Here is a 12,215-nt window from a genome sequence, read left to right as displayed (position 1 = left end):
CGAAGGGATGGCATGCAGAACGCAACACGGGTTTTTTTGTTCTTTTCGTTTGGGTATTTTGTTTCTTATCTTTATCGCGGCATTAACATTGGGTTTGCGCCGTTTTTAACATCCGAAATTGGCTTGTCGGCGGGCGACCTCGGCATGCTAACCAGTTTGTATTTTCTAGGCTTTGCGTTGGCACAGATTCCGGCTGGGGCCGCGCTTGACACGTGGGGACCGCGCCGCGTTAACGCGGCGTTTATGCTGGTGGCGGCTGTGGGCGCCGTGGTGTTCGGCTTAAGCGAGAGCTTAACCAGCCTTATGGTAGGGCGGCTGCTTATTGGGATTGGCGTATCGGTTTGTTTGGGTGCCGCCTTTCAGGCCATGGCATTCACTTTTCCTACACACCGCTTGCCAATGGTAAACGGGGGAGTGGTGGCAATTGGGGGGTTGGGTGGCGCCGTAGTTGGAACGCCGCTCGCGCTTCTTCTTGGCGTCATTTCATGGCAAGTGGCCAGCTATCTGGTCGCATTCATCACGGTTGTGGTCGCGGGTTTGTTGTATTTTGGTTCTCGCGATGTGGGGCCCGGGCGGGCGTCAGGCAGAACGCGCCCTGGCTTGGGTTCGCAGTTTCTCGGTACTTGGGAGCTCGCGAAAACCCCGTTGTTTTGGCAGATTGTTTTGTTTCCCTCAACGGCCAGCGGTGTATTTTATGGGGTCCAATCCTTGTGGATGAAGCCGTATCTGCTCGATGTGAAGAACTTGCCGCTATCGACTGTCGATGGTTTGGTATCCATGCTGGGCTTTGCAGCAGTGATTGGCAGCATTGTGTCGGGGGTTGCGGCGCGCCGTATCGAGAAAATGGGCATTAGTCTGTACCACTTGGTGGGTGTATTCACCGGTTGCTTTATGTTGGTGCAGTTGATGATTTTGCTGGATGCACCCGTGCCGCGTATTTTCTTGTGGGCTTCCTACGGCTTTCTTGGCGGTACGAACATTTTGATCTACGCCGTGCTGGTAGAGACTTTCCCCCGTCATATGCTGGGCCGTGTGGGTACGACCTTCAATATGTTGGTGTTTTTCCTTATCTTCCTCTTTCAGAACATTATTGGCTGGGTTGTGGAATTGTGGGAACCGATTACCACAGGGGTATATCCGGCAGTTGCACACATGACGGCATGGTATCTGCTCCTGGGCTTGCAGGCACTGACAGCGGTTTGGTTTTTTGCCAGTAAGGCACCCAGGCCGCTTGAGGATCCCTACGCCAGGCAAGCTTAGTTTGGCCACGATGGAATGAGTACGTCTGTTATTTTGGAATGAACGCGCCGACGAGTCAGGCGGGTTGGGGCTGGGGTGCCTGTGGCCCGCTTTGCGGCTTTTCGAAGACTTGCATTTCCTGGTGAATCAATTGTGCGGCGCGGCTCATTTGCCGAATTGGGTAGGCTAATGCCGCCAAATCGCCTTCAGTTTCAATGCTCACTGGAATCGGGGCATTGCGATCTTCCAATAGTGCGTCGATGGCGTCAAGCGATTGCTGGATGCCAGTTGGAATCTCAGGCAATTGTGCCAGTAGTGGAACCGCGGCGCTGATTTGCGATGCCAGCAAGTGATTCTGGATTAATAGGTGGTTAACCTCGGGAACATTCTTCTGACATCGGGTGGGTTCCGCCATCATTCGGTAAAACGCCGACGTTAGGTTACCCAGCGCTATGTACGCGTTCTTGCGTGCCAGGCGCCAATTGACGTCGGCCTCGTGGACTTGCTGGGTGAGCGTTGTGACGTCAAGGTCTTTTGTGACCGAGGAATTGACCGTTTGATTTTCGATGCTTAAAAGCGTGCGGTTTAAGTCGGCATACAGCAGCCCGGTGCGGTAAAAGCGATGGTTGGCTGTACGTGCCGCTTTAGCCAGCGAGCCCATGAAATTGTATTCCCACCAAGGCAGAATGTAGCTGCACCCCAGGGCGACCAGGCTACCGATTACCGTATCAACCAGGCGTTCACCAATAAGGAAGGTTGACGCCGGAGCGGTTAAATTGAACGCCAGCAGAATGCACAGGGTATTGAAGGTCGCCGAGGCCATAAAGTTAAGCTGAAGCATGCTGTACCCCAATACGCACGCGACAACCAGGATAAAGAAATAAATGTCGATATGCGGGTTGAGGTTCAGAATAATCAGCGCCAGCAGGCAGCCTATGAAAGTGCCCAGCAAACGAAGCAGGTTGCGTTGTCGTGTCAGGGCGTACCCTGGCTTGAGCACAATAATGGTCGTCAGAATAATCCAGTAGCCATGTATCGTGAAACCGGGATCGCGCCCTGACATCTGAAGTAGCAAGGTTAAACCGTGGTCGATCGCCAGTGCGATGATTGCGGCAATGGTGACTCGAACCGCATAACGAAAACTGGGAGAGTCCAGCCGCAGGTTGCTGGTGATCATGCCAAGGCGCAACTCATTGTGTGTCAGGAAACGGCCCAGGGTTTTATTAAGACGGGTATCAACCAAAGAAGACGCCCGCCGTGCGTGCGTGTGCTCTGTCATGCGTTCCACAATGCGCGCCGCATTGCGTAAACGGCGCAGCACTTGAACCAAAAGTGTATAGACCTCAGCGTTCCCTTGAGCAAAACCATTTTGTCGATATAGCTCCAGCTCGTATTCAATAGCCCGTATTTCCGCCTTAACACTGCTGCGTTCCGTGACGGGTTTGTGGCGGGCAACATCGAGAGCAATTTGACGCGTATTGTTGGCCAGTTTGCGCAGAGCGTCCCGAGCAAAAATGAGAACATCGCTGGTGGCCAGAGTGCGTTGCAAGGTTGCATAGTCGGTTTGTGTTGCCACCAGGGTGTCAAGCAGCGCGACCATATCAATGAATATGTTCAATGCGGTGTAACGTTGCTGGTCGGAGCGTGACTGACCGGTGGGGAGCTCGCGTAGTACGGTGTTTCGGGCGGCTTGTTGCGTATCGGTCATGGCCGATTGTGTGCGCATCAATTGGCGGTAACTTTCTTCCAGATCGTGATTGACGTCGTATAAGCGTGATCGCGCTTCGATATAGTCGGCGGTGGAAAAAAGGGCAACTGAAAGTGCTTGCCGTTCTTCCCGATGCCAGAAAACACGGTGAATAAAAGCGCTGAATGCAAAGTAAAAGACGCCGCCGCCGAATGAGCTTAATGTATGGATAAGGACTTCATGTGTTTCCAGGGGCTGACGCATGGTCAGTGTCATGATGAACAGGCAGGCAAACCCCATCAGGCCACCCTGGCGGCCGTACACAGTAAACATTGAAAAAATGAAACACAGGGTGGGGATGACAAACCAGAGCAGAATCGGGTGTGTCGTACTTAATCCGGTAACTGCAGTGGTCAGCGTTCCAAGCAAGACCGCACCGATCATGTTGTTGAAGCTATAGCGGCGCGGGCTGCCCGGTTGGTCGATTACGGCAACGCAGGCAGCGCCGATGGCGGCGACCATTGCCATGCCGTATTGTTGGAAAAAAAAACTTAGGAACAGTGCCGGGATAATGACACCGGTAGCCTGGCGCAGTCCGCCAAGAAAATAGTGGCTATAAAAAAAACGCTGTAGCTGGGGTAGGGTGGAAGCCATATTTGTTGCGTTTACTGCGTTGTTCTGTAGGCACAGAGTCCGCTGGAAGTTTTCAAGTATAGAGGCTTAATGTGTGAAATGTGCGACGTTGGCCGATTTAATCTGCAAAATCAAACGTTTCCATTTGATTCTGTTGCTGCAACGCGGTAAAGTAATCGTTTGGCTCGCCTGCTTATCCTGGGTGAGCCGTGAAGGTATGGCTTTTTGCCGGGTTATCCGCCTGGTTTCTTGCGCCTCAAAATTTAACGTGCGATTTGCGGTTGGCCGCGCCACAAGCGTGTGTTGCCAACGCTTTCCGTTTCTACCTCTTGCATTCATTTGAATGCGTGCACTGCATGTCGATGGGTGCGTGTCGGTTCTGCAAGGTGTCTGGGTGGCGTGGCTCCGTGGGTCACAAAGCGCCGGATTATGTTGCCGATGCCGGTGCAGCCCGGGCCGCAAGGGCCAGTCGGTGTGTCAGGGCCGGTTATGAAAGGAATTTATTATGGAACTCAATGGCGCCGACATCGTAGTGCGCTGCCTGGCTGAACAAGGTGTTGATCACATATTCGGCTATCCCGGTGGTGCGGTACTTTACATCTACGACGCAATCTACAAGCAAGATAGCTTCAAGCATATTCTGGTTCGTCACGAACAGGCTGCTGTTCATGCGGCCGATGCGTACTCCCGTTCGTCCAACAAAATAGGCGTTGCGCTGGTCACCAGTGGGCCTGGCTTAACGAATGCTGTTACAGGCATTGCAACTGCATACATGGACTCCATTCCCATGGTGATCATTAGTGGTCAGGTGCCGACAGCGGTCATTGGTGAGGATGCTTTCCAGGAGTGCGATGCAGTGGGTATCACACGCCCCTGTGTCAAACATAACTTCCTGGTGCGTGACATAAAAGACCTTGCCGAAACCATGCGCAAGGCGTTTTATATTGCCAAAACAGGGCGCCCCGGCCCCGTATTGGTCGATATTCCCAAAGACATTACCATCGCGACCTGCAAGTACACCGCCCAGAAGGGCGAAGTGGCGATGCGCTCTTATATGCCGGTTGTGAAAGGGCATCAGGGCCAAATTAAAAAAGCCGTGCAAATGCTGCTTGCGGCAGAGCGCCCCATGATTTATTCCGGTGGGGGTGTTGTGTTGGCCGATGCGGCTGACGAGCTACGCCAATTGGTTGATTTGGTGGGCGCACCTTGCACCAATACCTTAATGGGCTTGGGTGCGATCGCATCCACCGATCCGCGTTTCGTGGGCATGCCCGGCATGCACGGTACGTACGAAGCCAATATGGCCATGCAGAACTGCGATGTGTTGGTCGCCGTAGGCGCGCGTTTCGACGACCGTGTTATTGGTAATCCCAAGCACTTTGCGCAGAACCAACGCAAAATCATTCATATCGACATCGACCCGTCCTCCATTTCCAAGCGTGTCAAGGTCGATGTACCTATCGTCGGTAATGTTAAAGACGTTCTGCAGGAATTTACTAATCTTTATTCGCAAATGGCGGTGGCGGAAGACCGCACTGACCCGGCGCGTATCGATCCGTGGTGGAAGCAAATCAATACCTGGCGTGGCAAAGAGTGCTTGCGCTATAAGTCGTCCGATGAGGTGATCAAACCTCAGTTTGTTGTTGAAAAGCTCTGGGAAGTGACTGGTGGCAATGCCATTGTCACGTCCGATGTCGGCCAGCATCAAATGTGGGCGGCGCAGTATTACGGCTTCAAGGAGCCGCGTCAGTGGATCAACTCCGGTGGCCTGGGCACCATGGGCGTAGGTTTGCCTTATGCCATGGGGGCGCAAATGGCCAACCCCGGGCGTGATGTTGCGGTGATTACGGGTGAAGGTTCCATTCAGATGAACATTCAGGAATTGTCCACCTGCAAGCAATATCATTTGTCACCTAAAATTCTTTGCCTGAATAATCGTTATCTGGGTATGGTTCGCCAGTGGCAGCAAATTGATTACGGTTCACGCTACTCGGAATCATATGTCGATGCCTTGCCTGATTTCGTTAAGTTGGTGGAAAGTTACGGCCACGTAGGTCTGCTTATTGATAAACCCGCCGACGTCGAGCCGGCGTTGCGCGAAGCATTCGGCAAACATAAAGACCGTTTGGTGTTCCTTGATTTCATTACCGACCAAACGGAAAATGTTTGGCCGATGGTGAAAGCAGGTCGTGGCCTGACGGAAATGTTGCTGGGTTCAGAAGAGTTATAAGGACAGACTTATGAAACATGTCATTTCCATCCTTATTGAAAACGAACCCGGCGCATTGTCTCGTGTGGTGGGGCTTTTTTCGGCACGTGCCTATAACATTGAAACGTTAACAGTCGCGCCAACCGAAGATACCACGCTGTCACGCATGACGATCGTCACGACGGGTTCCGATGAAGTCATTGAGCAAATCACCAAGCACCTGAATCGTCTTATCGACGTGGTGAAAGTGGTCGATCTTTCCGAAGGGCCGCATATTCGTCGCGAACTGATGCTGATCAAGGTTCGGGCTGTGGGTAAAGAGCGCGAGGAAATCAAGCGTATGGCCGACATTTTTCGCGGTCATATCGTCGATGTAACCGACAAGGCTTACACCATTGAACTGACCGGTAATCAGGAAAAAATTGAAGCCTTTATCGGTGCGCTCGACCGCAGTGCCATTCTGGAAACCGTCCGTACGGGCGTGTCCGGCATTGGTCGGGGCGAACGTGTTTTAAAATTGTAGGTTTGCAGGACATTTTTGCCCGCCGCAGGCGGGCATTCGATTAACCATTATGGGTCGGCGTAAACCCGGCTCTACTAAAATACGCTTTGTACTGGAGCAAGTTAAATGAAAGTTTTTTACGACAAAGATTGTGACCTCTCGCTGGTGAAAGGTAAACAGGTTGCCATCATCGGTTATGGTTCGCAGGGTCACGCCCATGCGCTTAATCTGCATGAGTCCGGCGTGAATGTCGTGGTGGGTTTGCGTAAAAGCGGTGCGTCATGGTCGAAAGCGGAAAACGCCGGCCTGAAAGTGGCTGAAGTGGCCGACGCGGTAAAAAGTGCCGATGTTGTCATGATCCTGTTGCCCGATGAAAACATTGCTCAGGTATACAAAGATCACGTCGACGCGAACCTGAAGTCGGGTGCCGTGTTGGCATTTGCTCATGGCTTCAACGTTCATTATGGTCAGGTTCAGCCGCGTGCCGACGTCGACGTCATCATGGTTGCGCCCAAGGCGCCGGGCCATACCGTTCGCGGCACTTATAGCCAAGGCGGCGGTGTACCCGCGTTGGTTGCTGTTCATCAAGACAAGTCCGGCGCCGCACGCGATATCGCGCTGTCGTACGCTTGCGCTATTGGTAGCGGCCGTGCCGGTATCATTGAAACCAACTTCCGTGAAGAAACCGAAACCGACTTGTTCGGTGAACAGGCCGTTCTGTGCGGTGGTACCGTTGAACTGATCAAGGCGGGTTTCGAAACGCTGGTTGAAGCGGGCTATGCTCCTGAAATGGCTTATTTCGAGTGCCTGCACGAGCTGAAACTGATTGTCGACCTTATTTACGAGGGCGGCATTGCCAACATGAACTACTCAATTTCCAACAACGCAGAATACGGTGAGTATGTCACCGGCCCGCGCATTGTTACGGAAGAGACCAAAAATGCCATGCGTCAGGTTCTGCGCGATATTCAAACAGGTGATTACGCCAAGAGCTTCATTCTTGAAAATCAGGCCGGCGCGCCCACCATTCTTTCGCGTCGCCGTTTGAATGCCGAATCTCAAATTGAGCAGGTCGGTGGCAAGTTGCGTGCAATGATGCCTTGGATTGCGGCCAACAAACTGGTTGATCAATCCAAGAACTAAGATCTTTCCGGATCCATAGAGCGGGGTCAGGTTCGCTGCAGTTGTTGCAAGGCCTGTCCCCGCTTTTTCTTTGAAGCCTATGAAAAAACCGCCTTACCCCCATCCTGTTATTGCCCGTGAAGGCTGGCCTTTTCTGGCCATCGCTGTTGTGGTTGCAATTTTGGTTACGCTTTGGTCACCAGGCGTATCAGTAATTTTCTGGCTGCTGGCCTTGTTTGTGCTGCAGTTTTTCCGTGATCCGGCACGCGTGGCACCCGATGGCGAAGCGAATGTGTTAAGCCCCGCCGACGGACGTATTGTGGTCGTTGAAGAAACGCACGACCCTTACGCCAATCGTCAGGCGTTGAAAATAAGTGTGTTCATGAATGTTTTCAATGTGCATTCAAATCGCTCTCCCGTAAATGGTACGGTGGAGTCGATTGCGTATTTCCCCGGCAAGTTTTTTAATGCTGCACTCGACAAAGCGTCGCTTGAAAACGAGCGTAATGCCATGGTGCTTAAAACAGATGCCGGGCAAACTGTTACCGCAGTTCAAGTGGCCGGGTTGGTGGCAAAGCGGATTCTTTGCTACGCTAAGGAAGGTGAGCGCTTGTACAGCGGTCAACGTTATGGTTTTATCCGTTTTGGTTCCCGGGTCGATGTTTATTTGCCGCTGGGTTCACGACCCCGGGTTGCAATCGGAGACAAGGTCAGCGCGACCAGTACAGTGCTGGCTGAACTTTCAAGTTAATTTTCTTTATGCCTAATTTGTCTTCAGACGAAACCCGCCGACGCCGCAGTATTTATTTGCTGCCCAATGCATTCACAACGGCCAATTTGTTCGCCGGCTTTTATGGCATTGTGCAAGCCATGAATGGTCGCTATGAAATTGCTGCTATTGCGTTGTTTCTGGCTTTGGTGTTCGATGGCATGGACGGTCGCGTGGCCCGCCTCACCAATACGCAGTCTGCATTCGGTGAGCAATACGATTCCATGGCTGACATGACATCGTTTGGCATTGCCCCTGCACTCATTATGTACGAATGGATGTTGCATGACCTTGGCCGATGGGGCTGGTTGGCTGCGTTTATTTATGTGGTCGGGGCGGCATTAAGGCTGGCACGGTTCAATACCAATATTGCGGTGGTCGACAAGCGCTTTTTTCAGGGGTTGCCTAGTCCGGCGGCTGCTGCTTTGGTGGCGGGTTTTATGTGGCTCGCCGTCGACAACAAGTTTCACTTGCAAGATGGCGCAATTGCCTGGATAGCGTTCGCGGTAACGGTCTATGCAGGTGTTGCCATGGTCACCAACTTGCCTTTTTACAGCGGCAAGAGTTTCGCACTGGGCCGCAGTGTTCCATTTTGGGTCATTCTGGTATTGGTAGCGGCGTTTGTGTTTGTCTCCAGCGATCCACCGGTTGTCTTGTTTGGTTTATTTGTGGTGTATGGTTTGTCGGGTTGGGGCGTTTTGTTGTGGCGTTTGCGCAAGGCAAAGCAATTAAGCTTCAGGCGCGCTAACGACGATCAGCCGCCTGGCAACGACACCGAAAACCGTTAGAACATGCCGAACCGGTTGCGTTCGTACATAGGGTCGGGCCCGGGGTGAAAACGGGTTACCTGGTTGCCGTCTCGCCCTAAATAAACATGCATAAGCGAGTTCCATACGCCGTCTTGCTGGTAACGGTAGCTCCATACAATTTGGCGCACAGAGGGCAGGCCAACTGCTGATTTTTCGGCCGGTGGCCCGAATTCACATAGCAGTTTTTCCGGTGTCCATACGCCTTCGCGCAACATGCTGAAATGCGCGTCGGTTAAAACAGGTTTTACCCCCTCAATTCGCCCCTCTTTATCGGTATTGGTGGCCCAGGCCTGCTGACCAAAAGGCTGCAGGCTCCAGATTAAACGTGTACCGCCGTTTTCAAGCGGGCATTGATAGGTTGGGGTGCCGAACTGGCCGACCATTTGCTGGGCGGATGTGCCGGGAGGAACTGAGGTGATACTGGTGCATCCGGCGATTAATGCAAGCAGGCTTGCCATTAAAACCGGTTTTAGTGGAAGGGTTCTCATAGAAGTTGCACCTGACAGTGTGTTCCTGCAAATTCTACCGGATCAGTTATAATCCCACATCTGTCTTGTTGTATTTGGCCCATTTGGCTTGGGCAGCGTAGGCAGTTAGTCGTATTTATCTATCGTTCACGTCAAGGCACCTCGGCCTTGTCGCATGTTCAAGAGGAAATCTCATCATGTCTGTAGCAGAAATCAAGAAGTCCGATATTGTTTCGCAGTTCGCGCGCAAGCAGGGCGACACCGGTTCTCCGGAAGTTCAGGTGGCATTGCTCACCGCTCGCATCAACGAACTGACCGACCACTTCAAAACGCATAAAAAAGACCACCATTCGCGTCGCGGTTTATTGCGCATGGTTAGTCGCCGTCGCAAATTGCTCGATTACCTAAAGAGCCGTAATCCCGACGCTTACCGCACGCTTATTGAAAAGCTTGGCTTGCGTAAGTGATATCAGGGGCTGGTTCCCCATGATGTACAACCGTGGACACTACGAGACAATCGTGGTGTGCACGGTTTTTTTATTGTAAGGATACTGTGTAATGTTTAATAAAGTGACCAAGTCGTTCCAGTACGGCCAACACACTGTTGTAATGGAAACCGGCGAGATTGCTCGCCAGGCAACAGGTGCCGTATTGGTATCAGTTGATGATACCGTGGTACTGGCAACGGTTGTTGCCGCCAAAAATGCCAAACCAGGGCAGGATTTTTTCCCTTTAACCGTTGATTACGTCGAAAAGACTTATTCGGTTGGCCGTATTCCCGGTGGGTTCTTTAAGCGCGAAGGCCGTCCTTCTGAAAAGGAAACGCTCACATCGCGCCTGATCGATCGCCCGTTGCGTCCTTTGTTTCCGGAAGGCTTTTACAACGAAGTACAGGTCATTATTCACGTGCTGTCGGTGAATCCGGAAGTAGACCCCGATATTCCCGCCATGATTGGTGCTTCCGCCGCTTTGGCTATTTCGGGCATTCCGTTCAATGGGCCTATCGGCGCGGCGCGCGTGGGTTATGTCGACGGCGATTACGTTTTGAATCCTACCACTTCGCAGTTGCAGGTGTCGGGTATGAATCTGGTGGTTGCCGGTACGGAAGCCGCCGTACTCATGGTTGAGTCCGAAGCGAAAGAGCTGTCGGAAGAGGTCATGTTGAATGGTGTGATGTTTGGTCACGAACAAATGCAAGCCGCCATCAATGCCATTCATGATTTGGTCAGTGAGGCAGGCAAGCCCGAGTGGGATTGGCAGGCACCGGCCCGCAACGAGGCTTTGATCACAGCGGTTAAGGCAGTTGCAGAAGAGGGTTTGAAAGAGGCCTATCAAATCCGCGAAAAGCAAGTGCGTACTGCACGCCTGCGTGAGGTATATGCTGAAGTAAAAACCAAACTTGAAGAGCATGCCGCGGCTAAAGAAGCACCTGTGCCCGATTCAGTGGAAGTTGAGAATATTCTGTTTGATCTGGAGTCGGCCATTGTGCGTGGGCAAATTTTGGCTGGGGAGCCCCGCATCGACGGGCGCGACACACGCACTGTTCGTCCCATCAGTATTCGTTTGGGTGTTTTGCCCCGTACTCATGGTAGCGCCTTGTTTACCCGGGGCGAAACCCAGGCGTTGGTGATTTCAACACTCGGTACCAAACAAGACGAACAGATCATTGATTCGGTGATGGGTGAAAGCCGTGATCGTTTCATGTTGCATTACAACTTCCCACCGTTCTCCACAGGTGAAACCGGCCGTTTCGGCTCGCCTAAGCGTCGCGAAATTGGTCATGGCCGTTTGGCCAAGCGTGCACTCATTGCTGCTTTGCCGGCCCCGGAAGATTTCCAGTACACCATTCGTATTGTGTCGGAAATTACTGAGTCCAATGGCTCTTCTTCTATGGCTTCGGTATGCGGTGGTTCATTAGCCATGATGGATGCCGGTGTACCGGTTAAAGATCACGTTGCCGGCGTGGCGATGGGTCTTATTAAAGACGGCGGCAAATTTGCGGTACTTACCGATATTCTGGGTGATGAAGATCACCTGGGCGATATGGATTTCAAGGTGGCCGGTACGCAAACTGGTGTTACCGCGTTGCAAATGGACATCAAGATTCAGGGTATTACCCGCGAAATCATGCAGGTTGCTTTGGCGCAGGCCAATGAAGGACGTATGCATATTCTGGGTAAAATGAAAGAAGCCATTGAAGGGTCGCGTACCGAGCTTTCCGAGTTTGCTCCCCGCATGCTTACGGTGAAAATCAACCCTGAGAAAATCCGTGATGTCATCGGCAAAGGTGGCGCCACCATTCGTGCGCTTACTGAAGAAACGGGCACCAATATCGATATTGGCGACGATGGCACCATTACCATTTCCAGCGCCGATCTCGACAAAGCCCGTGAAGCCGAGCGTCGTATCAAAGAGCTTACGGCCGACGTTGAAGTGGGGCAAGACTATGAAGGTCCGGTTCTGCGTCTGCTCGACTTCGGTGCCATTGTGCAGGTATTGCCAGGTCGTGACGGCTTGCTTCATATTTCCGAAATCGCTAATTACCGTATCAACAATATCAACGATGTGTTGAAAGTAGGTCAGGTCGTGAAAATTAAAGTGATTGAAGCCGATGACAAAGGTCGTTTACGTTTGTCCATGAAGGCGATCGGTGGTATCGAGGCGCAAGGAGGTCCAACCGAGCCGGTTCCGCCGGCTGCTCCAGCCGCGGAATAACCTTCTGCGTTAGTTTGGAATAATTATGCCGGGTTCGTCCCGGCATAATTTTTTGTTTCATCA

10 protein-coding genes are annotated in these 12,215 nt (G+C 52.3%); 8 read left to right on the top strand and 2 right to left on the bottom strand.

All coding sequences use genetic code 11. The features are described from left to right. Positions 1–12 precede the first annotated feature (12 nt). Positions 13–1,260 carry an MFS transporter gene (locus tag CJO09_RS03095; protein WP_119441012.1) on the top strand — a complete coding sequence of 416 codons (1,248 nt, stop codon included), beginning with the start codon at positions 13–15 and terminating at the stop codon, positions 1,258–1,260. A 55-nt stretch (positions 1,261–1,315) separates the two neighbouring features. Here CJO09_RS03095 and CJO09_RS03090 read toward each other — a convergent pair whose 3' ends face one another. After that, the gene (locus CJO09_RS03090; RefSeq protein ID WP_119441011.1) at positions 1,316–3,580 is read right to left on the bottom strand and encodes an FUSC family protein; all 2,265 of its coding nucleotides are present in this window, start codon (positions 3,578–3,580) and stop codon (positions 1,316–1,318) included. Positions 3,581–4,064: 484 nt separating this feature from the next. Here CJO09_RS03090 and CJO09_RS03080 point away from each other — a divergent pair, with 484 nt between their 5' ends. The 5 genes from CJO09_RS03080 to pssA all read left to right on the top strand — a co-directional run bounded on the left by CJO09_RS03080 (position 4,065) and on the right by pssA (position 8,949). Further along, entirely contained in the window at positions 4,065–5,789 is a 1,725-nt protein-coding gene (locus CJO09_RS03080; protein ID WP_114419918.1) for an acetolactate synthase 3 catalytic subunit, read from the top strand. A gap of 10 nt (positions 5,790–5,799) precedes the next feature. Then, positions 5,800–6,291, top strand: a complete 492-nt coding sequence (gene ilvN / locus CJO09_RS03075) for an acetolactate synthase small subunit (RefSeq protein ID WP_114419916.1) — start codon at positions 5,800–5,802, stop codon at positions 6,289–6,291. Between the two features lie 105 nt (positions 6,292–6,396). Further along, positions 6,397–7,413: a ketol-acid reductoisomerase gene (gene ilvC, locus CJO09_RS03070; protein WP_114419914.1), complete on the top strand. Its 1,017-nt coding sequence runs from the start codon at positions 6,397–6,399 to the stop codon at positions 7,411–7,413. A gap of 79 nt (positions 7,414–7,492) precedes the next feature. After that, positions 7,493–8,143, top strand: a complete 651-nt coding sequence (locus tag CJO09_RS03065) for a phosphatidylserine decarboxylase (RefSeq protein WP_114419913.1) — start codon at positions 7,493–7,495, stop codon at positions 8,141–8,143. Between the two features lie 8 nt (positions 8,144–8,151). Then, positions 8,152–8,949 (top strand): CDP-diacylglycerol--serine O-phosphatidyltransferase, encoded by a 798-nt coding sequence (gene pssA, locus CJO09_RS03060; RefSeq protein ID WP_114419911.1) that lies wholly within the window; start codon positions 8,152–8,154, stop codon positions 8,947–8,949. Here the strand turns inward: pssA and CJO09_RS03055 are convergent. Beyond that, positions 8,946–9,458 (bottom strand): hypothetical protein, encoded by a 513-nt coding sequence (locus CJO09_RS03055; RefSeq protein ID WP_114419909.1) that lies wholly within the window; start codon positions 9,456–9,458, stop codon positions 8,946–8,948. The two genes, pssA and CJO09_RS03055, sit on opposite strands and share 4 nt — an antisense overlap. A gap of 176 nt (positions 9,459–9,634) precedes the next feature. On the opposite strand from CJO09_RS03055, the gene rpsO reads away from it, so the two are divergent. After that, a complete protein-coding gene (gene rpsO, locus CJO09_RS03050) occupies positions 9,635–9,904 on the top strand; it encodes a 30S ribosomal protein S15 (protein ID WP_114419908.1) in 270 nt (89 codons plus the stop codon). 91 nt (positions 9,905–9,995) lie between these two features. After that, positions 9,996–12,152, top strand: a complete 2,157-nt coding sequence (pnp, locus tag CJO09_RS03045; protein ID WP_114419906.1) for a polyribonucleotide nucleotidyltransferase — start codon at positions 9,996–9,998, stop codon at positions 12,150–12,152. Positions 12,153–12,215: the final 63 nt, after the last annotated feature.

Origin of the sequence: Neopusillimonas maritima (genome assembly GCF_003576595.1) — a bacterium.
Lineage (GTDB): Bacteria > Pseudomonadota > Gammaproteobacteria > Burkholderiales > Burkholderiaceae_B > Neopusillimonas > Neopusillimonas maritima.
The sequence above is the reverse complement of the archived record's forward strand: the minus strand, read 5'-3'. Positions and strand labels throughout refer to the sequence as shown.

Excerpts from the sequence above, each read along its gene's own strand:
- CJO09_RS03095 (WP_119441012.1), top strand. The coding sequence starts at position 13 with ATGCAGAACGCAACACGGGTTTTTTTGTTCTTTTCGTTTGGGTATTTT.
- CJO09_RS03090 (WP_119441011.1), bottom strand. The coding sequence starts at position 3,580 with ATGGCTTCCACCCTACCCCAGCTACAGCGTTTTTTTTATAGCCACTAT.
- CJO09_RS03080 (WP_114419918.1), top strand. The coding sequence starts at position 4,065 with ATGGAACTCAATGGCGCCGACATCGTAGTGCGCTGCCTGGCTGAACAA.
- ilvN (WP_114419916.1), top strand. The coding sequence starts at position 5,800 with ATGAAACATGTCATTTCCATCCTTATTGAAAACGAACCCGGCGCATTG.
- ilvC (WP_114419914.1), top strand. The coding sequence starts at position 6,397 with ATGAAAGTTTTTTACGACAAAGATTGTGACCTCTCGCTGGTGAAAGGT.
- CJO09_RS03065 (WP_114419913.1), top strand. The coding sequence starts at position 7,493 with ATGAAAAAACCGCCTTACCCCCATCCTGTTATTGCCCGTGAAGGCTGG.
- pssA (WP_114419911.1), top strand. The coding sequence starts at position 8,152 with ATGCCTAATTTGTCTTCAGACGAAACCCGCCGACGCCGCAGTATTTAT.
- CJO09_RS03055 (WP_114419909.1), bottom strand. The coding sequence starts at position 9,458 with ATGAGAACCCTTCCACTAAAACCGGTTTTAATGGCAAGCCTGCTTGCA.
- rpsO (WP_114419908.1), top strand. The coding sequence starts at position 9,635 with ATGTCTGTAGCAGAAATCAAGAAGTCCGATATTGTTTCGCAGTTCGCG.
- pnp (WP_114419906.1), top strand. The coding sequence starts at position 9,996 with ATGTTTAATAAAGTGACCAAGTCGTTCCAGTACGGCCAACACACTGTT.